Source organism: Enterobacter sp. EGD-HP1, from assembly GCF_000733275.2.
Taxonomy (GTDB): domain Bacteria; phylum Pseudomonadota; class Gammaproteobacteria; order Enterobacterales; family Enterobacteriaceae; genus Enterobacter.
This window is the reverse complement of the sequence record NZ_AVOP01000015.1, coordinates 1-20,396: the sequence shown is the minus strand read 5'-3', so window position 1 is coordinate 20,396 and position 20,396 is coordinate 1. Positions and strand designations below refer to the sequence as shown.

The 20,396-nt window shown below is 57.2% G+C and carries 17 protein-coding genes and 1 pseudogene; 15 read left to right on the top strand and 3 right to left on the bottom strand.

Going from position 1 to position 20,396, the window contains the following annotated elements; genetic code table 11:
- Positions 1-43: 43 nt before the first annotated feature.
- The gene (gene queG, locus N037_RS12610; protein WP_032641369.1) at positions 44-1,183 is read right to left on the bottom strand and encodes a tRNA epoxyqueuosine(34) reductase QueG; all 1,140 of its coding nucleotides are present in this window, start codon (positions 1,181-1,183) and stop codon (positions 44-46) included.
- Between queG and nnr the strand changes: the two genes are divergently transcribed.
- The 14 genes from nnr (at position 1,182) to rlmB (ending at position 16,959) form a co-directional block, all read left to right on the top strand.
- Entirely contained in the window at positions 1,182-2,705 is a 1,524-nt protein-coding gene (gene nnr, locus N037_RS12605; RefSeq protein ID WP_032641367.1) for a bifunctional ADP-dependent NAD(P)H-hydrate dehydratase/NAD(P)H-hydrate epimerase, read from the top strand. The two genes, queG and nnr, sit on opposite strands and share 2 nt — an antisense overlap.
- Positions 2,698-3,159 (top strand): tRNA (adenosine(37)-N6)-threonylcarbamoyltransferase complex ATPase subunit type 1 TsaE, encoded by a 462-nt coding sequence (gene tsaE / locus N037_RS12600; RefSeq protein WP_013095283.1) that lies wholly within the window; start codon positions 2,698-2,700, stop codon positions 3,157-3,159. Before nnr ends, tsaE begins: the two co-directional genes overlap by 8 nt.
- Positions 3,160-3,175: 16 nt before the next feature.
- The gene (gene amiB, locus N037_RS12595; protein ID WP_032641364.1) at positions 3,176-4,516 is read left to right on the top strand and encodes an N-acetylmuramoyl-L-alanine amidase AmiB; all 1,341 of its coding nucleotides are present in this window, start codon (positions 3,176-3,178) and stop codon (positions 4,514-4,516) included.
- A 9-nt stretch (positions 4,517-4,525) separates the two neighbouring features.
- Positions 4,526-6,370 (top strand): DNA mismatch repair endonuclease MutL, encoded by a 1,845-nt coding sequence (mutL, locus tag N037_RS12590; protein ID WP_032641362.1) that lies wholly within the window; start codon positions 4,526-4,528, stop codon positions 6,368-6,370.
- A complete protein-coding gene (gene miaA / locus N037_RS12585; RefSeq protein ID WP_023334247.1) occupies positions 6,363-7,313 on the top strand; it encodes a tRNA (adenosine(37)-N6)-dimethylallyltransferase MiaA in 951 nt (316 codons plus the stop codon). The genes mutL and miaA overlap by 8 nt, the downstream gene beginning before the upstream one ends.
- A gap of 85 nt (positions 7,314-7,398) precedes the next feature.
- Positions 7,399-7,710 (top strand): RNA chaperone Hfq, encoded by a 312-nt coding sequence (gene hfq, locus N037_RS12580; RefSeq protein WP_023334248.1) that lies wholly within the window; start codon positions 7,399-7,401, stop codon positions 7,708-7,710.
- 74 nt (positions 7,711-7,784) lie between these two features.
- Positions 7,785-9,065 carry a ribosome rescue GTPase HflX gene (gene hflX, locus N037_RS12575; protein WP_023310136.1) on the top strand — a complete coding sequence of 427 codons (1,281 nt, stop codon included), beginning with the start codon at positions 7,785-7,787 and terminating at the stop codon, positions 9,063-9,065.
- 56 nt (positions 9,066-9,121) lie between these two features.
- Complete coding sequence (gene hflK / locus N037_RS12570; protein ID WP_023310137.1) at positions 9,122-10,381, top strand: FtsH protease activity modulator HflK; 1,260 nt, start codon at positions 9,122-9,124, stop codon at positions 10,379-10,381.
- A 2-nt stretch (positions 10,382-10,383) separates the two neighbouring features.
- Complete coding sequence (gene hflC / locus N037_RS12565; RefSeq protein ID WP_032641360.1) at positions 10,384-11,388, top strand: protease modulator HflC; 1,005 nt, start codon at positions 10,384-10,386, stop codon at positions 11,386-11,388.
- Between the two features lie 71 nt (positions 11,389-11,459).
- Positions 11,460-11,657, top strand: a complete 198-nt coding sequence (locus N037_RS12560; protein ID WP_003855996.1) for a DUF2065 domain-containing protein — start codon at positions 11,460-11,462, stop codon at positions 11,655-11,657.
- 104 nt (positions 11,658-11,761) lie between these two features.
- Positions 11,762-13,060, top strand: coding sequence for an adenylosuccinate synthase (locus N037_RS12555; protein WP_006178975.1), 1,299 nt, complete (start codon positions 11,762-11,764; stop codon positions 13,058-13,060).
- A 192-nt stretch (positions 13,061-13,252) separates the two neighbouring features.
- Complete coding sequence (gene nsrR / locus N037_RS12550) at positions 13,253-13,678, top strand: nitric oxide-sensing transcriptional repressor NsrR (RefSeq protein WP_023334253.1); 426 nt, start codon at positions 13,253-13,255, stop codon at positions 13,676-13,678.
- 38 nt (positions 13,679-13,716) lie between these two features.
- Positions 13,717-16,161, top strand: coding sequence for a ribonuclease R (rnr, locus tag N037_RS12545; RefSeq protein ID WP_032641358.1), 2,445 nt, complete (start codon positions 13,717-13,719; stop codon positions 16,159-16,161).
- 66 nt (positions 16,162-16,227) lie between these two features.
- Positions 16,228-16,959 carry a 23S rRNA (guanosine(2251)-2'-O)-methyltransferase RlmB gene (rlmB, locus tag N037_RS12540; protein ID WP_023334255.1) on the top strand — a complete coding sequence of 244 codons (732 nt, stop codon included), beginning with the start codon at positions 16,228-16,230 and terminating at the stop codon, positions 16,957-16,959.
- A 92-nt stretch (positions 16,960-17,051) separates the two neighbouring features.
- Here rlmB and N037_RS12535 read toward each other — a convergent pair whose 3' ends face one another.
- Positions 17,052-18,326 (bottom strand): MFS transporter, encoded by a 1,275-nt coding sequence (locus tag N037_RS12535; protein ID WP_032641355.1) that lies wholly within the window; start codon positions 18,324-18,326, stop codon positions 17,052-17,054.
- Positions 18,327-18,519: 193 nt separating this feature from the next.
- Between N037_RS12535 and N037_RS12530 the strand changes: the two genes are divergently transcribed.
- Positions 18,520-20,142: an isovaleryl-CoA dehydrogenase gene (locus tag N037_RS12530; RefSeq protein ID WP_032641354.1), complete on the top strand. Its 1,623-nt coding sequence runs from the start codon at positions 18,520-18,522 to the stop codon at positions 20,140-20,142.
- Here the strand turns inward: N037_RS12530 and N037_RS12525 are convergent.
- Positions 20,139-20,396 (bottom strand): annotated as a pseudogene (locus N037_RS12525) (methyl-accepting chemotaxis protein); the annotation flags it as partial. The gene N037_RS12530 and the pseudogene N037_RS12525 sit on opposite strands and share 4 nt — an antisense overlap.

The window sequence follows — 20,396 nt, the reverse complement described above, 5'->3', positions numbered from 1 at the left end:
ATGGCGCTTGAGTTTGTAATTTTATTCACAGGCTGTGAATAGTTCAGGCATCCCGCGTAAGCCCTTTTTCAATCACCCTCACCAGACGCTGTTTCTTCGGTAGCTGCACCTCGATCGTACAGGCATTACGCTTCTCAATTTGCTGCGCAATCGCCCATTCTATGTGTTCATCAAGAAGTGGGTGCTCACCTCTACGGCTTTCAAGCGCCCGCACGTTCGCTTCATCCCACGGGGCATTACCCAGCGCGACGGCAACATTACGCAGCCAGCGCAGATGACCGATACGGCGAATGGCAGAACCTTCCGTCACCTTCAGGAACCAGGCCTCGCTCCAGGCGAACAGCTCAATGAGCTGCGGGGCATGCAACGCCTTACGCGGGCTGAAATCCTCTTCGTCCGTGAGCTGCGAATAGCGGTTCCACGGGCAGATCAGCTGGCAGTCGTCGCAGCCGTAGATGCGGTTGCCAATAAGCGGTCGAAACTCTTCGGGAATGGCCCCTTCCAGTTCGATAGTGAGGTAGGAGATGCAGCGGCGCGCATCAACGGTGTAAGGCTCGACGATGGCACCCGTCGGGCAGATGGTCATGCAGGCCACGCAGCGGCCACAGCCTTCCTCTACCGGGCCGTCTACCGGCAGCGGTAAATCAATCAGCAGTTCACCCAGGAAGAAGAACGATCCGGCGTCGCGGCTGAGGATAAGTGAGTGCTTACCTGTCCAGCCAAGCCCGGCTTTTTCAGCGATCGGGCGCTCAAGAATAGGCGCAGAATCGACAAAGGGTCTAAAATTCAGCGAAACACAGTGCTGCTGAATAGTTTCCCCGAGTTTTTTTAAACGGTTACGCAAGAGCTTATGGTAATCACGTCCCAGGGCGTACCGGCTGACGTAACCCAGTGAGGGATTTTTTAGCGTGCGCGCAAAGGCCGCGTTGGCGGGCAGATAGTTCATGCGCACGCTGATGACGCGTAATGTGCCCGGCAAAAGCTCGTGAGGGCGGGCGCGCATCATGCCATGACGCGCCATCCATTCCATTTCGCCGTGGTATTGTTTGTCCAGCCAGGCCTGCAGTTTTGGCTCGCTGGCGGAAAGGTCGGTATCGGTAATGCCCACCTTCTGGAAGCCAAGCTCAGCACCCCACTGTTTTATTTTTTGCGCTAATTCATTGAGATCGAGGGGCTGTGACATGACGGACCATACGGTGAAGAAAAACCCCGCAAGTATACCACATTCCATCTGGCATGCGGATGACCTCCGGCGCGCCGAAAAAGAGGCCGCAGACAGCCTCGGGATTACCCTTTATGAACTGATGCTGCGCGCGGGTGAGGCGGCGTTTAACGTTGCCCAGAGCGCGTACCCGCAGGCCTCCCACTGGCTGATTCTGTGCGGTCACGGCAATAACGGCGGCGACGGCTACGTCGTCGCCCGTCTCGCGGTTGCGGCAGGTATTCGCGTGACGTTGCTGGCCCTGGAGAGCGATAAACCGCTGCCGGAAGAGGCCGACGCGGCGCGGGAGGCGTGGCTTAACGCAGGCGGTGTGATTCATGCGCCTGATATCGTCTGGCCAGAAGAGGTGGATCTGATTGTTGATGGTCTGCTGGGGACCGGTCTACGCAGTGCGCCTCGTGAGAACATTGCCGCGCTTATTGAACACGCAAACAGACATTCCGCGCCGGTAGTCGCCCTGGATATTCCCTCTGGCCTGATTGCACAAACCGGCGCGACGCCGGGGGCGGTCATTCAGGCTGCCCATACGGTGACCTTCATCGCCCTCAAGCCGGGGTTACTGACCGGTAAAGCGCGAGACGTCGTTGGCGTGCTGCACCACAATGCGCTGGGGCTGGAGAGCTGGCTGGCCGGGCAGGAAATGCACATCGCGCGTTTTGATGCGTCGCAGCTTGCTGCGTGGCTCCCGCCGCGCCGGCCGACGTCCCATAAGGGCGATCACGGCAGGCTGGTGATTATTGGCGGCGACCACGGTACGGCAGGTGCGATTCGCATGACCGGCGAAGCGGCCCTGCGCAGCGGTGCCGGATTAGTGCGGGTACTCACTCGCATTGAGAATATTATGCCGATCGTGACGGCCCGACCGGAGCTGATGGTCCATGAGCTTACGTCCCAGACGCTTGAAGAAAGCCTGGAATGGGCGGACGTGGTAGTAATTGGCCCGGGTCTTGGGCAGCAGGCATGGGGTAAACAGGCCCTGCAAAAGGTCGAGAATTTTCGTAAACCGATGCTGTGGGATGCCGACGCGCTTAACCTTCTGGCAATAAACCCGGATAAGCGTCACAATCGCATTCTGACGCCACACCCCGGCGAAGCCGCGCGACTGCTTAACTGCAGCGTGGCAGAAATTGAAAGCGATCGCTTACTTTCTGCTCAGCGTCTGGTAAAACGTTACGGAGGTGTTGCCGTTTTGAAAGGGGCAGGAACCGTTGTCGCCAGTGACGAGACGCAGGGCATTATTGATGCTGGAAATGCGGGCATGGCAAGCGGCGGCATGGGCGATGTGCTTTCCGGCATCATTGGCGCATTGCTTGGACAGAAACTTCCCCTTTATGATGCAGCCTGCGCGGGCTGCGTGGCCCACGGTGTCGCGGCGGATAAACTGGCCGCGCGTTACGGTACACGCGGTATGCTGGCCACCGATCTTTTTTGCACGCTGCGGCGTGTTGTTAACCCGGATGTGATTGACGTAGAAAATGACTAATCGAGCGATTCCTTTACCTGATGAACAAGCCACTTTAGAACTCGGCAAGCGCGTGGCGCAGGCCTGTCAGGGGGCAACCGTCATTTATCTGTATGGTGATTTAGGTGCGGGTAAAACCACCTTCAGCCGGGGTTTTTTGCAGGCGTTAGGGCATAACGGGAATGTGAAAAGCCCAACCTACACGCTGGTCGAACCGTACACCCTTGAAAATCTCATGGTGTACCACTTCGATTTATACCGCCTTGCGGATCCTGAGGAGCTGGAATTTATGGGGATCCGTGATTATTTTGCCAACGACGCCATTTGCCTGGTGGAGTGGCCGCAACAAGGTGCGGGTGTGCTGCCTGACCCGGATGTCGAAATTCACTTAGATTACCAGGCACAAGGGCGTGAGGCACGCATCAGTGCTGTTTCCTCATCAGGCAGTTCCTTACTGGCGCGACTGGCCGGTTAAGCGTAGGGATGACGGGATGATAAATCGCGTTAAAGGTTGGTTGTTGGCTGCCACCGTGCTGCTGTGCGCGCAGGCCGGGGCGGCAAACCTCTCAGATATTCAGGTATCAAACGGCGAAAGCCAGGCCCGGATTACGTTCAGCTTTATGGGCGATCCTGAATATGCATTTTCACAGCCAGACAGCCACAGCGTGGCGCTGGATATCAAGCAGACTGGCGTGATCCAGGGGCTACCGCTGCGGTTCAGCGGTAACAACCTGGTGAAAAGTATCCGTTCGGGAACGCCGCAGGATAGCCAGTCGTTACGCCTGGTGGTCGATCTGACCGAAAAGGGCAAAACGAAGGCGGTGAAGCAGCAAAACGGGGCGAACTATACGGTGGTCTTTACCATCAATGCCGACGTACCGCCACCGCCTCCACCGCCGCCGGTCGTAGCGAAGCGCGTGGAAGAACCGGTATATACTCCGCGTCCTTCTGAACCTGCGCGTAATCCGTTTAAATCGCAGAACGACCGCATTACCGCGGCAACCAGCAGCAATACGGTGACGCGTCCTGCGGCCAGCGCGCGACGCGCGACGGTCAGCGGTGACAAAGTGATTATCGCCATTGATGCGGGCCACGGCGGGGAAGATCCGGGGGCGATTGGCCCTGGCGGCACGCGAGAAAAAAACGTGACCATCGCTATCGCGCGTAAGCTGCGTTCACTACTCAATGACGACCCTATGTTTAAAGGCGTGTTGACCCGCGACGGGGACTACTTTATCTCCGTCATGGGACGCTCGGATGTGGCGCGTAAGCAAAACGCGAACTTCCTGGTCTCCATTCATGCGGATGCCGCACCGAATCGTAGCGCCACCGGCGCCTCGGTTTGGGTGCTGTCGAACCGTCGCGCGAACAGCGAAATGGCCAACTGGCTGGAAGAGCATGAGAAGCAGTCTGAACTGTTAGGCGGCGCGGGCGACGTGCTGGCGAACAGCCAGTCCGATCCATACCTCAGCCAGGCGGTGCTGGATTTACAGTTCGGTCATTCTCAGCGTGTCGGGTATGATGTCGCCACTAACGTATTGAGCCAGCTGCAAAGTATTGGCGTGCTGCACAAGCGTCGTCCGGAACATGCCAGCCTCGGCGTTCTACGCTCGCCGGATATCCCGTCCATCCTTGTAGAGACGGGCTTTATCAGTAACAACGGTGAAGAGCGTCTGTTGGGAAGCGACAGCTACCAGCAGCAAATTGCCGAAGCGATTTATAACGGTCTGCGCAAATACTTTGATGCCCATCCGCTGCAGTCCGCGCCGCAGAGCGGCGCTGCCCAGACGGCCAGTGCAGCGCTACCGGGTGAGATGACCGCGACCAACTAAGGAGAATTCATGCCGATTCAGGTTCTACCGCCGCAGCTCGCGAACCAAATCGCCGCCGGTGAGGTGGTGGAACGCCCTGCGTCGGTGGTGAAGGAGCTGGTGGAAAACAGCCTCGATGCGGGCGCAACCCGCATTGATATTGATATCGAACGCGGTGGCGCGAAGCTAATCCGCATTCGCGACAACGGCTGTGGCATTAAAAAAGACGAGCTGGCGCTGGCGCTGGCCCGTCACGCCACCAGTAAAATTGCCTCTCTCGATGACCTGGAAGCGATTATTAGCCTCGGTTTTCGCGGTGAAGCGCTGGCCAGTATCAGCTCGGTTTCGCGCTTAACGCTGACCTCCCGTACCGCTGAACAGCAGGAAGCCTGGCAGGCTTACGCCGAAGGGCGCGACATGGATGTGACGGTCAAACCCGCGGCGCACCCTGTCGGCACGACGCTGGAAGTATTAGATCTCTTCTACAACACCCCCGCCCGACGCAAGTTTATGCGTACCGAGAAGACCGAATTCGGCCATATCGACGAGATCATTCGCCGTATCGCGCTGGCCCGCTTCGATGTCACCATCAACCTCAGCCACAACGGCAAGGTGATGCGCCAGTACCGCGCGGTGGCGGAAGGTGGACAGAAAGAGCGCCGTTTGGGGGCGATCTGCGGTACGCCGTTTCTGGAACAGGCGCTGGCCATTGAGTGGCAGCACGGCGATCTGGCTTTACGCGGCTGGGTTGCCGATCCAAACGCAAGCAGTGCTGCGTTCGCTGAAATTCAGTATTGCTACGTGAACGGCCGCATGATGCGCGACCGTCTCATCAATCACGCGATTCGCCAGGCCTGCGAAGACAAACTCGGGGCCGATCAGCAGCCTGCTTTCGTCCTTTATCTGGAAATCGACCCCCATCAGGTGGATGTGAACGTCCATCCTGCCAAGCATGAGGTGCGGTTCCACCAGTCGCGTCTGGTTCACGACTTCATTTATCAGGGCGTGGCCACAGTATTGCAGCAGCAGGCAGAGCCAACGCTGCCGCTGGAGAACGGCGCCCCAGCCCCCCGTCCGCTGCCAGAAAACCGTGTAGCGGCAGGCCGAAACCATTTTGCGGAGCCTGCCGTTGCGCGTGAACCGGAAGCCCCGCGTTTTTCCCCCGCAGGAAGCGCACCGCGTCCAACGGGCGCAAATTATCCGAATGCTCAGCCTGGCTATCAGAAGCAGCAGGGCGCGTTGTACCGCAAGCTGCTGGAAACGCCAGCCGTGGAGCGTAAAGAGCACATTCAGGCCGCTCAGCCTTCTCTGGACGGCCATAGCCAGAGTTTTGGCCGGGTGCTGACGATTATCGCGCCGGATATGGCACTGCTTGAACGTGACGGCAAATTGATGCTTCTGGCACTGCCGGTCGCCGAACGCTGGCTCAAACAGGTGCAGCTTACGCCAGGCGAAAATGCAGCCTGCGCGCAGCCATTGTTAATTCCGGTTCGCCTGAAAATATCCTCTGAAGAAACAAGGGTATTGCAGCGCGCCGAGCCGCAGCTGGCGCAAATGGGTATTGAAACTGTGCTCGAACCACAACATGTGACAATTCGTGCAGTGCCTTTACCCTTACGCCAACAAAATTTACAAAACTTGATTCCTGAACTGATAGGCTACCTGGCGCAGCAAACATCGTTTGATGCCGCCAACACCGCGCAGTGGATCGCCCGCCATCTGGCAAGCGAACATGCGCCGTGGAGTATGGCGCAGGCCATTAGCGTGCTGGCGGAGGTGGAACGCCTCTGTCCGCATCTGGTGAAAACGCCGCCGGGTGGGTTATTACAACCTGTTGATTTACAAACGGCGATGAATGCCCTGAAACATGATTGACGCAAGTAAGGCGAGCCTGCCTAAGGCAATTTTTTTAATGGGCCCAACGGCCTCCGGCAAAACGGCGCTAGCCATTGAGTTGCGTAAAGTTTTGCCTGTAGAGTTGATTAGCGTCGACTCCGCCCTCATCTACCGAGGGATGGACATCGGCACGGCGAAGCCTGACGCAGAAGAGCTGCGTGCGGCACCGCACCGTTTGCTGGATATACTCGACCCGGCTCAGGCGTACTCCGCAGCGGATTTCCGCCGGGATGCCTTAGCCGAGATGGCCGAGATAACGGCGGCGGGACGTATACCGCTGTTGGTTGGCGGAACCATGCTCTATTTCAAGGCGTTGCTGGAGGGGTTGTCACCTCTGCCATCTGCGGATCCGGAAGTAAGAGCGAAAATTGAGCAGCAGGCGGCAGAGCAGGGTTGGGACGTTTTGCATCAGCAACTGGCGGAGATTGACCCGGTTGCTGCAGCGCGAATCCATCCAAATGATCCGCAAAGGCTTTCCCGGGCACTGGAAGTTTTTTTCATTTCGGGTAAAACTTTAACGGAACTGACGCAAACTTCAGGAGACGCTCTGCCGTATCAGGTGCATCAGTTCGCCATCGCCCCGGCGAGCCGTGAACTGCTCCATCAGCGAATTGAGCAGCGTTTTCATCAGATGTTAGCTTCAGATTTTGAAGCAGAAGTGCGGGCGCTTTTTGCCCGTGGAGATTTGCATACGGACATGCCTTCCATTCGTTGTGTGGGATACCGCCAGATGTGGTCGTATCTTGAAGGTGAGATTTCATACGATGAAATGGTTTATAGAGGTGTTTGCGCCACGAGACAGTTAGCGAAGCGCCAGATCACCTGGTTGCGCGGTTGGGACGGCGTTCACTGGTTAGACAGTGAAAAACCGCAACAGGCGTTAAACGAAGTGATTGAGGTTATTGGTGATATCGCTCACTGAATGTGTACAATTGAGACGTATCGTGCGCAATTTTTCAGAATCGCAAGGTTCTAAGTACAAAACAAGCATATAAGGAAAAGATAGAATGGCTAAGGGGCAATCTTTACAAGATCCGTTCCTGAACGCATTGCGTCGGGAACGTGTTCCAGTTTCTATTTATTTGGTGAATGGTATTAAGCTGCAAGGTCAGATTGAGTCTTTCGATCAGTTTGTGATTCTGTTGAAAAACACGGTCAGTCAGATGGTCTACAAGCACGCTATTTCTACTGTTGTTCCGTCCCGTCCGGTATCTCATCACAGCAATAACGCTGGCGGCGGCACTGGTAGTAACTACCATCATGGCAGCAGCGCGCAGGGTTCTTCAACGCCGGCGCAGGACAGCGACGAGACCGAATAAGGTTTCGCACTGTTATCCACACGGGGAGCCAGGGATCCTGCGTTCCCCGCTGATCTTTTTAGAGAGGTTTACGCTTGTTTGACCGTTATGATGCCGGTGAGCAGGCGGTGCTGGTACACATCTATTTTTCGCAAGACAAAGATATGGAAGACCTCCAGGAGTTTGAATCTCTGGTCTCTTCCGCCGGTGTCGAAGCAATGCAGGTGATTACCGGTAGCCGTAAAGCGCCGCACCCAAAGTATTTTGTTGGTGAAGGTAAAGCAGTCGAAATTGCGGATGCCGTAAAAGCAACCGGCGCGTCAGTCGTGTTGTTTGATCATGCGCTGTCTCCAGCCCAGGAGCGCAACCTGGAAGCCCTTTGCGAATGCCGTGTTATCGATCGCACGGGTTTGATTTTAGATATTTTTGCTCAGCGTGCACGTACCCACGAAGGGAAACTGCAGGTTGAGCTGGCGCAGCTGCGCCATCTGGCAACGCGTCTGGTGCGTGGCTGGACACACCTTGAAAGACAAAAAGGCGGGATTGGTTTGCGCGGCCCGGGTGAAACCCAGCTCGAAACCGACCGTCGTTTGCTGCGCGGCCGAATTACCCAGATCCTCTCACGTCTGGAACGGGTAGAGAAACAGCGTGAACAGGGACGCCGGGCGCGAACCAAAGCCGACATCCCGACGGTGTCGCTGGTGGGCTATACCAACGCCGGTAAATCCACCCTGTTTAACCAGATAACCGAGGCCCAGGTTTATGCCGCAGACCAGCTGTTTGCGACTCTGGACCCTACGCTGCGCCGTATTGACGTCGCAGACGTCGGTGAAACGGTGCTGGCGGATACCGTAGGGTTTATCCGCCACCTGCCGCATGACCTGGTGGCGGCGTTTAAAGCCACCCTGCAGGAGACGCGACAGGCGACTCTGCTGCTGCACGTGATTGATGCGGCAGACGTGCGCGTGCAGGAGAACATCGACGCGGTGAACGTGGTGCTCGAAGAGATCGACGCCCACGAGATCCCAACGCTGTTGGTCATGAACAAGATCGATATGCTGGACGATTTCGAACCGCGTATCGACAGAGATGAAGAAAACAAACCGATTCGGGTCTGGCTTTCTGCCCAGACCGGTATTGGTGTGCCACTACTTTTCCAGGCTTTGACAGAACGTCTTTCCGGTGAGGTAGCTCAGCACACGCTGCGACTGCCGCCACAGGAAGGCAGGCTGCGCAGCCGGTTTTATCAGCTTCAGGCGATAGAAAAAGAGTGGATGGAGGATGACGGCAGCGTGGGGATGCAGGTGCGTATGCCGATCGTTGACTGGCGTCGCCTCTGTAAACAAGAACCTGCGCTGGTCGACTATATCGTCTGATCAGAAAGGGGATGCCTGAATAATTCGCCCTTGCATAACAAATATGGAGCATATACATGGCGTGGAATCAGCCCGGTAATAACGGACAAGACCGCGACCCGTGGGGAAGCAGCAAACCTGGCGGCAACTCTGAGGGAAATGGCAACAAAGGTGGTCGCGAGCAGGGGCCGCCGGATCTGGATGATATCTTCCGCAAACTGAGCAAGAAGCTTGGTGGCCTTGGCGGAGGAAAAGGTTCTGGCTCGGGTGGTAATTCCACTCAGAGTTCGCGCCCGCCAATGGGTGGCCGCGTAGTGGGCATCGTGGCCGCTGCGGTAGTCATCATCTGGGCAGCCAGCGGGTTCTACACCATTAAAGAAGCAGAACGCGGCGTGGTCACCCGTTTCGGTAAGTTCAGCCATCTGGTTGAGCCGGGTCTGAACTGGAAGCCGACCTTCATTGACGACGTGACCGCGGTAAACGTGGAATCCGTGCGTGAACTGGCCGCCTCTGGCGTGATGCTGACCTCTGACGAAAACGTGGTGCGCGTTGAGATGAACGTACAGTACCGCGTGACCGATCCTGAGCGTTATCTGTTTAGCGTGACCAGCGCCGATGACAGCCTGCGTCAGGCGACCGATAGCGCCCTGCGCGGTGTGATCGGTAAATACACCATGGACCGTATCCTGACCGAAGGTCGTACCGTTATTCGTAGCGATACCCAGCGCGAGCTGGAAGAGACCATTCGTCCGTACAATATGGGTATCACCCTGCTGGACGTCAACTTCCAGGCTGCGCGTCCGCCGGAAGAGGTGAAAGCCGCATTTGACGATGCGATTGCTGCCCGTGAAAACGAACAGCAGTACATCCGTGAAGCAGAAGCGTACACCAACGAAGTTCAGCCACGCGCTAACGGTCAGGCGCAGCGTATTCTGGAAGAAGCGCGCGCGTATAAGACGCAGACCATCCTGGAAGCTCAGGGTGAAGTGGCTCGCTTTGCGAAGATCCTGCCGGAATATAAAGCGGCGCCGGAAATTACCCGTGAGCGTCTCTATATCGAGACCATGGAAAAAGTGCTGAGCCACACCCGCAAAGTGTTGGTTAACGACAGTAAAGGCGGAAACCTGATGGTTCTGCCGCTGGATCAGATGCTGAAAGGCGGTTCTGCACCAGCAGCGAAAGGCGACACCAGCGGCGCGAACAACCTGCTGCGTCTGCCGCCAGCCTCAACAGGCAGCGCCAGCACGAACACAACGCCTTCTTCGAACGATGGTGACATCATGGACCAACGCCGTGCTAACGCGCAGCGTAACGACTACCAGCGTCAGGGGGAATAAGGATGCGTAAGTCAGTTATTGCGATCATCGTCATCGTACTGGTCGCGCTTTATACCTCGATCTTTGTGGTGAAAGAAGGCGAGCGTGGGATTAAGTTCCAGTTCAGCAGCGTCGTGCGTGATGGCGACAAACGCCCGGTAATTTACGAGCCGGGTCTGCACTTCAAGGTGCCGTTCATTCAGTCCGTGAAAACGCTGGATGCGCGTATCCAGACCATGGATAACCAGGCCGACCGTTTCGTGACCAAAGAGAAGAAAGACCTGATCGTTGATTCTTATATCAAATGGCGCATCAGCGATTTCAGCCGTTACTTCCTGGCAACGGGCGGTGGCGACGTTTCTCAGGCAGAAGTGCTGCTGAAACGTAAGTTCTCTGACCGTCTGCGTTCCGAGATTGGTCGTCTGGATGTGAAAGACATCGTGACCGACTCCCGCGGCCGTCTGACGCTGGAAGTACGTGATGCGCTGAACTCCGGTACAGCGGGCACGGAAGACGAAGTGGAAACGCCAGCAGCGGATGACGCGATTGCTAAAGCGGCTGAACGCGTTCAGGCGGAGACCAACGGTAAAGTGCCGGTGATCAACCCGAACAGTATGGCCGCGCTGGGTATCGAAGTGGTTGACGTGCGTATCAAGCAGATCAACCTGCCAGCGGAAGTGTCCGAGGCGATTTACAACCGTATGCGCGCCGAGCGTGAAGCGGTAGCCCGTCGTCACCGTTCACAGGGCCAGGAAGAGGCTGAGAAGCTGCGTGCAGCAGCGGACTATGAAGTCACCAAGACGCTGGCAGAATCTGAGCGCCAGGGCCGTATCCTGCGCGGTGAAGGCGATGCCGAAGCGGCGAAGCTGTTTGCGGATGCCTTCAGCCAGGATCCTGACTTCTACGCCTTTATCCGTAGCCTGCGTGCTTACGAGAATAGCTTCCAGAGCAACCAGGATGTGATGGTGCTCAGCCCGGACAGCGATTTCTTCCGTTATATGAAGACGCCGACTAACGCAACGCGATAAACTCATGCACGTTTGAGTATTCAAACCACCGCTCTCAACGGAGCGGTGGTTTTCTTTTATAAGGAATAAAAATGAATTCAACGATCTGGCTCGCACTGGCTTTGGTCCTGGTGCTGGAAGGTCTTGGACCGATGCTTTATCCACGCGCCTGGCGTCGAATGATCGCCACGATGAGCCAGCTGCCTGATAATATTTTGCGTCGTTTTGGCGGAGGTCTTGTGGTTGCGGGCATCGTGATCTACTACATGTTGAGGAAAACGATTGGCTGATCAAAAAGTAGGCGCAATCGGCGTATTTTGAGGTCAAAAAGTGCTGTATATCTGAAAAAGCGATGGTAGAATCCATTTTTAAGCAAACGGTGATTTTGAAAAAAATGGGTAACAACGTCGTCGTACTGGGCACCCAATGGGGTGACGAAGGTAAAGGGAAGATTGTTGATCTTCTGACTGAACGGGCTAAATATGTTGTACGCTACCAGGGCGGTCACAACGCAGGCCATACTCTCGTAATCAACGGTGAAAAAACCGTCCTCCATCTTATTCCATCAGGCATTCTTCGCGAAAACGTCACCAGCATCATCGGTAACGGCGTTGTGCTGTCTCCTGCTGCGCTGATGAAAGAGATGAAAGGTCTGGAAGACCGTGGTATCCCTGTTCGTGAGCGTCTGCTGCTCTCCGAAGCCTGCCCGCTGATCCTGGATTATCACGTGGCGCTGGACGTAGCGCGTGAGAAAGCGCGCGGTGCGAAAGCGATCGGCACCACCGGTCGTGGTATCGGCCCGGCTTACGAAGATAAAGTTGCGCGTCGCGGTCTGCGCGTGGGCGACCTCTTCGACAAAGCCACCTTCGCTGAAAAACTGAAAGAAGTGATGGAATATCACAACTTCCAGCTGGTGAACTTCTACAAAGCTGACGCTGTTGACTACCAGAAAGTGCTGGATGACGTCATGGCGATCGCTGACATTCTGACCGGTATGGTTGTTGATGTGTCCGATCTGCTGGACCAGGCGCGCAAGCGTGGCGACTTCGTCATGTTCGAAGGTGCGCAGGGTACGCTGCTGGACATCGACCACGGTACCTATCCGTACGTTACCTCCTCTAACACCACTGCAGGTGGCGTGGCGACCGGCTCTGGCCTGGGTCCACGTTATGTGGATTACGTTCTGGGCATCATCAAAGCATACTCCACTCGCGTGGGTGCGGGTCCATTCCCGACCGAGCTGTTTGATGAAACCGGCGAGTTCCTGTGCAAGCAGGGTAACGAGTTTGGCGCGACCACCGGTCGTCGTCGTCGTACCGGCTGGCTGGATGCGGTTGCCGTGCGTCGTGCAGTGCAGATCAACTCCCTGTCTGGCTTCTGCCTGACCAAGCTGGACGTACTGGACGGCCTGAAAGAAGTGAAAATCTGCGTAGGCTACCGTATGCCAGATGGCCGCGAAGTGACCACCACGCCGCTGGCTGCTGACGACTGGGAAGGCATTGAGCCAATCTACGAAACCATGCCGGGCTGGTCTGAGACCACTTTCGGTGTGAAAGAGCGTAGCGGCCTGCCGCAGGCGGCGCTGGATTACATCAAGCGTATTGAAGAACTGACCGAAGTGCCGATCGATATTATTTCTACCGGCCCGGATCGTACTGAAACGATGATCCTGCGCGACCCGTTCGACGCATAATCTTCGTGAATGCTGGCCTGCGGGGTGACCCGTAGGCCGGATAAGCGTAGCGCCATCCGGCGAACGCTCCTGGATCTCCGCTTTTTCGCCCCGTCTGTCAAATAAATTAGCCGCTAACTATCTGGCTGGTTTATCATCATTAATGAATATCTCTGCGGTTTGTCCGCGATTTCCCTTTTTCCTGAGGTTGATGTGCAGTTAACAAGTTTCACCGATTACGGCTTACGTGCGCTGATCTACATGGCGTCGTTACCCGAGGGGAAGATGACCAGTATCTCTGAAGTCACAGAGGTCTACGGCGTATCCCGTAATCATATGGTCAAAATAATCAATCAACTTAGTCGTGCCGGATACGTTGCTGCCGTCCGCGGGAAGAATGGTGGGATCCGTCTCGGTAAACCGGCACAGAGTATTCGTGTTGGCGATGTGGTACGTGAACTGGAGCCGCTGTCTCTGGTGAACTGCAGCAGCGAGTTCTGCCACATCACGCCCGCTTGCCGCCTGAAAAAGGCGCTTTCAAAGGCCGTGCAAAGTTTTCTCATGGAACTGGATAACTACACGCTGGCCGATTTGGTTGAAGAGAATCAACCGCTTTATAAATTATTGCTGGTGGAATGAAGAAAATTTCCACCGGAGCTGACAACGGAGGAACCGACATGTCACATGATCCTTTCCAGGAACGCGAAGCCGAAAAATACGCGAATCCTATTCCCAGCCGCGAGTTCATCATTGAACACTTAACAAAACGCGAAAAACCCGCCAATCGTGAAGAACTTGCCGTTGAATTAAACATTGAAGGTGAAGAGCAAATTGAAGCCCTTCGCCGCCGCCTGCGCGCGATGGAGCGTGACGGGCAGCTGGTCTTTACCCGCCGCCAGTGCTACGCGCTGCCAGAACGCCTCGATCTGCTGAAAGGGACCGTCATTGGTCACCGCGATGGCTTCGGCTTCCTGCGCGTGGAAGGTCGTAAAGACGATCTCTACCTCTCGTCTGAACAGATGAAGATGTGCATCCACGGCGACCAGATCCTGGCGCAGCCGCTGGGTGCTGACCGTAAAGGCCGCCGCGAAGCGCGCGTGGTTCGCGTTCTGGTGCCAAAAACCAGCCAGATCGTCGGGCGCTACTTTACCGACGCGGGCGTGGGCTTTGTGGTGCCGGACGATAGCCGTCTGAGCTTCGACATCCTGATCCCACCTGAAGAGGTGATGGGCGCCCGCATGGGCTTTGTGGTGGTGGTGGAACTCACCCAGCGCCCAACCCGTCGCACCAAAGCGGTAGGTAAAATCGTCGAAGTGCTTGGCGACAACATGGGCACTACCATGGCCGTTGATATGGCGCTTCGCACCCATGAAATTCCGTACATCTGGCCGAAAGCGGTTGAAGAGCAGATCGAAAGCCTGCGCGAAGAAGTGCCGGAAGAGTCCAAAGCGGGCCGCGTGGATCTGCGCTCCCTTCCGCTGGTCACTATCGACGGTGAAGATGCCCGCGACTTCGATGACGCCGTCTACTGCGAGAAAAAACGCGGCGGTGGCTGGCGTCTGTGGGTGGCTATTGCAGACGTAAGCTACTATGTTCGTCCGCACACCCCGCTGGATAACGAAGCGCGCAGCCGCGGAACCTCGGTGTACTTCCCGTCCCAGGTCGTGCCGATGTTGCCGGAAGTGCTGTCTAACGGCCTGTGCTCCCTGAACCCGCAGGTTGACCGCCTCTGTATGGTTTGCGAGATGACCATCTCCACCAAAGGGCGCTTAACCGGCTACAAGTTCTACGAAGCGGTGATGAGCTCGCACGCGCGTCTGACCTATACCAAGGTCTGGCATATGCTGCAGGGCGACCAGGATCTGCGCGAACAGTACGCGCCGCTGGTTAAACACATCGAAGAACTGCATAACCTCTACAAAACGCTGGATCAGGCGCGCGAAGAGCGCGGCGGGATCTCCTTTGAGAGTGAAGAAGCGAAATTCATTTTCAACGCTGAACGCCGCATCGAGCGTATCGAACAGACCCAGCGTAACGATGCGCACAAGCTGATCGAAGAGTGTATGATTCTGGCGAATATCTCGGCGGCACGCTTCGTCGAAAAAGCCAAAGAACCGGCGCTGTTCCGTATTCACGATAAGCCGACCACGGAAGCCATTACGTCGTTCCGCTCCGTGCTGGCCGAACTCGGTCTGGAGCTGCCAGGCGGTAACAAGCCAGAGCCGCGCGATTACGCCGAGCTGCTGGAATCCATTAGCGATCGTCCGGATGCAGAAATGCTGCAGACGATGCTGCTGCGCTCTATGAAGCAGGCGATTTACGATCCGGAAAACCGGGGACACTTCGGCCTGGCGCTGCAGTCTTACGCCCACTTCACCTCGCCGATCCGTCGTTATCCTGACCTCTCTCTGCACCGTGCGATCAAGTATCTGCTGGCGCAGGAGCAGGGCCATAAAGGGAACACCACCGAAACCGGTGGCTACCACTATTCGATGGAAGAGATGCTGCAGCTGGGTCAGCACTGCTCCATGACCGAACGTCGTGCCGATGAAGCAACACGCGACGTGGCGGACTGGCTGAAGTGTGACTTTATGCTCGATCAGGTAGGTAACGTCTTTAAAGGCGTGATTGCCAGCGTGACCGGCTTTGGTTTCTTCGTTCGTCTGGACGAGCTGTTCATCGACGGTCTGGTGCACGTCTCCAGCCTGGATAACGACTACTACCGCTTCGACCAGGTCGGTCAGCGCCTGATTGGCGAATCTGGCGGCCAGACCTATCGTCTGGGCGACCGTGTGGAAGTGAAGGTCGAAGCCGTGAATATGGACGATCGTAAAATCGACTTCAGCCTGATCTCCAGCGAGCGCGCGCCGCGTAACGTCGGTAAAACCGAGCGTGAAAGGGCGAAAAAAACCGCTAACGGTAAACCGGGCGGCGGTAAACGTCGTCAGGCGGGCAAGAAGGTAAACTTCGAGCCGGACAGCGCGTTCCGCGGCGAGAAGAAACAGAAGCCGAAGGCGGCGAAGAAAGAAGCTCGTTCAGCGAAAAAACCTTCCGCTAAAACGCAGAAAATCGCTGCCGCCACCAAAGCGAAGCGCGCGGCCAAGAAAAAGCAGGCGGAGTAAATTCTCCCCTCACCCTGACCCTCTCCCCTACGGGGGGAGGGGAAATACTTATTACGAGAACCATCAATGAGTGAAATGATTTACGGCATCCACGCGGTGCAGGCCCTTCTCGAGCGCGCACCGGAGCGTTTTCAGGAAGTCTTTATTCTGAAAGGGCGTGAAGATAAGCGTCTGATGCCGCTGATCCACGCGCTGGAAGCGCAGGGCGTGGTGATCCAGCTGGCGAACCGCCAGTTCCTGGATGAGAAAAGCGAAGGCGCGGTGCACCAGGGGATCATTGCCCGCGTGAAGCCGGGTCGTCAGTATCAGGAAAACGATCTGCCGGATCTGATTGCCGAGCTGGATAACCCGTTCTTCCTGATCCTCGATGGCGTTACCGATCCGCATAACCTCGGCGCGTGCCTGCGCAGCGCGGATGCGGCGGGTGTGCATGCGGTGATCGTGCCGAAAGATCGCTCCGCGCAACTGAACGCGACGGCGAAGAAAGTGGCCTGCGGCGCCGCGGAAAACGTTCCGCTGATCCGCGTGACTAACCTGGCGCGCACCATGCGTCTGCTGCAGGAAGAGAACATCTGGATCGTCGGTACCGCCGGTGAAGCGGACCATACTCTGTACCAGAGCAAAATGACCGGCCGCCTGGCGCTGGTGATGGGTGCGGAAGGCGAAGGCATGCGCCGTCTGACCCGCGAGCACTGCGATGAGCTGATCAGCATCCCGATGGCGGGCAGCGTGTCGTCCCTAAACGTTTCCGTTGCGACGGGTATCTGCCTGTTTGAAGCGGTGCGTCAGCGAGGGTAGTCTGTTGTGCCGGGGTGGCGGCTTCGCCTTACCCGGCCTACAAAGGCACGGTACCGTAGGCCCGGTAAGCGTAGCGCCACCGGGCATTAACCTCACTCCTCTAACGACCGCAAATGGTCATCCTTCCTCAGCGTCATCAGCGCGAAAATACTCACTACCGCCGTCGCCATCACGTAATACGCCGGAATATCCAGGTTGCCCGTCTGCTTAATCAGCCCGGTAATGATTAACCCTGCACATCCCGAGAAAATCGCGTTCGACAAAGAGTAGGCCAGCCCCAGTCCCGTATAGCGCACGCGCGTCGGGAACATCTCAGATAGCATCGCCGGGCCCGGTCCCGCCAGCATGCCCACCAGACCGCCCGCAATCAATACCACACCCGCCTTCACCACCAGCGTACTCGACTCCGCCTGCAGGATTTTCAGCAGCGGTAGGGCAAGGATCAGCAGCAGCGCGGTGGCGATAATCATCACCGTGCGGCGCCCGATCCGGTCGCTCAGGATCCCCGACGGAATAATCGTCAGCGCAAACCCAATATTGGAAATCACCGCTATCAGCAGCGCCTGGTTAAACCCGGTGTGCAGCGCCGACTGCAGATAGGTCGGCATAATCACCAGGTAGGTGTACCCCGCCGCAGACCAGACCATTACGCGCCCAATCCCCATCACGATAGCCCGGAGCGTGGCGGCAGTATCCGCCTGAGCGACAGCCGGTTTATCCTGCTGCTGCACAAAGCTTGGCGTTTCCTCCATGCTGACACGAAGCCACAGCGCAACGACGCCCATGGGCAGCGCCAGGAAGAACGGAATGCGCCAGCCCCAGTCGTGCAATGCCTCAGGCGTGAGAAGGGCGGAGAGCAGCGCCACGATGCCTGCGCCCGCTAAAAGCCCCAGCGCCACGGTAAAGGACTGCCACGCGCCATAGAGCCCACGCTTGCCGCGCGGGGCGAACTCCGTCATCAGCGAGACCGCACCGCCGTACTCACCGCCCGCGAACAGCCCCTGCAGGATGCGCAATAGCGTAATAATGAGCGGCGCGGCAATCCCGATGCTGGCATAAACCGGCACAATGCCGATGGCGGCGGTAGCGAGCGTCATCAGCACCAGCACAATGATTAACGTCGGCTTACGGCCAATCCGGTCGCCGATGCGGCCAAACACCACCGCACCCAGCGGGCGGAAGAAGAAGGCGATGGCAAACGAGGCGTAGGTGAGGATTAGGCTGGTAAGACCCGCTTCGCCTTCAAGCTGGAAGAAGTTTTTCGCAATGACGGTCGCCAGAAAACCGTAGACCGCAAACTCATACCACTCGATAAAGTTACCAATGGAGCCTGCAATTAATGCCCGCTTGTGCGCATCCGGTTGCATAACGATCCTCACTGAAAAGGGTAAGAATAAATTATTCAACAAAAGCGAAGTCATGAAATAGTTTATTCTTATGTTCTGTGAGCTATTTCACGAATGATATCAGCGGGATCGTGAACGTGTGACTCTCCTCCCATGCAGCGTGTGCGCGGTCTGTCCATACTTATCGTCATTGCCACTGAAGGAGGGAGACAGCATGCACTGGCAGACCCATACGGTATTCAATCAACCTGCACCGCTTTCCAACAGCAACCTTTTCCTTTCGGACTGCGCCCTGCGCGATGCGGTCGCGCGTGAAGGGGCCGAGTGGGATATTGAGTTGCTCGCCAGCATCGGACAGCAGTTAGGCACCGCGGAATCGCTGGAGCTGGGCAGGCTGGCAAACGTTAATCCTCCGGAGTTACTACGCTATGACGCCACCGGAGAGCGGTTGGACGACGTCCGATTTCACCCGGCATGGCACCTGCTGATGCAGGGACTCTGTGCCAATCGCGTGCATAATCTGGCGTGGGAAGAGGAGGCGCGTAAAGGGTCGTTTGTCGCTCGGGCCGCACGCTTTGTGTTGCATGCTCAGGTGGAGGCGGGCACGCTTTGCCCGGTCACCATGACGTTCGCCGCCACGCCGCTGCTGCAGCAGGCGCTCCCCAAAGCATTTCACGACTGGCTGACGCCGCTGCTCAGCGATCGCTACGATCCGCATCTGGCCCCCGGTGCGCAAAAGCGCGGCCTGCTGATCGGTATGGGAATGACGGAAAAGCAGGGCGGCTCAGACGTGCTCAGCAACACTACCAAAGCGGAAAAATGCAGCGACGGCAGTTACAGGCTGGTGGGGCATAAATGGTTTTTCTCCGTCCCGCAAAGCGATGCACACCTGGTGCTGGCCCAGGCGAAAGGCGGGCTATCCTGCTTTTTTGTGCCGCGCTTTTTGCCTGACGGACAGCGCAACGCCGTCCGGCTGGAGCGCCTCAAGGACAAGCTCGGAAACCGCTCCAACGCCAGCAGCGAGGTGGAGTTCCTGGATGCTTCCGGCTGGCTGTTGGGGGAAGAGGGCGAAGGGGTACGGCAGATCCTCAAAATGGGCGGTCTGACGCGCTTTGACTGCGCGCTGGGCAGCCACGGGCTGATGCGTCGGGCGCTCTCGGTGGCGCTGTACCATGCCCATCAGCGGCAAACCTTCGGCAAAAATCTCATCGACCAGACGCTAATGCGTGAGGTGCTAAGCCGGATGGCACTGGTGCTGGAGGGGCACACGGCGCTGCTGTTCCGCCTGGCCCGGGCGTGGGACAAGCGTGCCGATCCGCAAGAGGCCGCCTGGGCGCGGCTGTTTACCCCGGCTGCGAAATTTAGCATCTGTAAAGCGGGCATCCCGTTTGTCGCTGAAGCGATGGAGGTGCTGGGTGGGATCGGATATTGCGAAGAGAGCGAACTTCCCCGCCTGTATCGCGAGATGCCAGTCAACAGTATCTGGGAAGGATCGGGGAATATCATGTGCCTGGACGTGCTGCGCGTGCTGGCGAAGCAGCCGGGCATTCACGATCTGCTTGCCGATGAGTTTGCACAGGTGAAAGGGCAGGACAGACACTTCGACCGCAGCTGGCGACAGCTGCAGCAAAAACTGCGTAAACCGCAGGAGGCGCAGGGGCGGGAGATCGCGCAGCAGCTTTTCTTGCTCGGTACCGGGAGCCAGATGCTGCGGCACGCATCGCCGCCTGTGGCGCAGGCGTGGTGCCGCATGATGCTGGACACCCGTGGCGGTACGCTGATGAGCGAGCAGGTGCAAAGTGACCTGCTGCTGCGCGCCACGGGCAGAGTCGGCTAGCCTTTTAGCTGGAACAGACTCACCAGCTGAGTCAGGTGTGAACCCTTCTCGCGCAGCGTTTGAGCCGTTTGCTCGCTGCGTGAGACGCGATCGGCATTGATATGCGACGCTTCGCCAATATGGGTCATGGCGAGGTTCACCTGGCCGATCCCGGCGGACTGCTCGCGTGAGGCATGGTTAATCTCTGTGACCAGCTGGCTGATGTTATCGATATGAACAATGATGGCGTCCATCGCCAGACGCGTCTGTTCAGA

Bases quoted from the DNA above. Each gene is read 5' to 3' on its own strand.
- nnr (WP_032641367.1), top strand. From the start codon at position 1,182: ATGACGGACCATACGGTGAAGAAAAACCCCGCAAGTATACCACATTCC.
- queG (WP_032641369.1), bottom strand. From the start codon at position 1,183: ATGTCACAGCCCCTCGATCTCAATGAATTAGCGCAAAAAATAAAACAG.
- tsaE (WP_013095283.1), top strand. From the start codon at position 2,698: ATGACTAATCGAGCGATTCCTTTACCTGATGAACAAGCCACTTTAGAA.
- amiB (WP_032641364.1), top strand. From the start codon at position 3,176: ATGATAAATCGCGTTAAAGGTTGGTTGTTGGCTGCCACCGTGCTGCTG.
- mutL (WP_032641362.1), top strand. From the start codon at position 4,526: ATGCCGATTCAGGTTCTACCGCCGCAGCTCGCGAACCAAATCGCCGCC.
- miaA (WP_023334247.1), top strand. From the start codon at position 6,363: ATGATTGACGCAAGTAAGGCGAGCCTGCCTAAGGCAATTTTTTTAATG.
- hfq (WP_023334248.1), top strand. From the start codon at position 7,399: ATGGCTAAGGGGCAATCTTTACAAGATCCGTTCCTGAACGCATTGCGT.
- hflK (WP_023310137.1), top strand. From the start codon at position 9,122: ATGGCGTGGAATCAGCCCGGTAATAACGGACAAGACCGCGACCCGTGG.
- hflC (WP_032641360.1), top strand. From the start codon at position 10,384: ATGCGTAAGTCAGTTATTGCGATCATCGTCATCGTACTGGTCGCGCTT.
- N037_RS12560 (WP_003855996.1), top strand. From the start codon at position 11,460: ATGAATTCAACGATCTGGCTCGCACTGGCTTTGGTCCTGGTGCTGGAA.
- N037_RS12555 (WP_006178975.1), top strand. From the start codon at position 11,762: ATGGGTAACAACGTCGTCGTACTGGGCACCCAATGGGGTGACGAAGGT.
- rnr (WP_032641358.1), top strand. From the start codon at position 13,717: ATGTCACATGATCCTTTCCAGGAACGCGAAGCCGAAAAATACGCGAAT.
- rlmB (WP_023334255.1), top strand. From the start codon at position 16,228: ATGAGTGAAATGATTTACGGCATCCACGCGGTGCAGGCCCTTCTCGAG.
- N037_RS12535 (WP_032641355.1), bottom strand. From the start codon at position 18,326: ATGCAACCGGATGCGCACAAGCGGGCATTAATTGCAGGCTCCATTGGT.
- N037_RS12530 (WP_032641354.1), top strand. From the start codon at position 18,520: ATGCACTGGCAGACCCATACGGTATTCAATCAACCTGCACCGCTTTCC.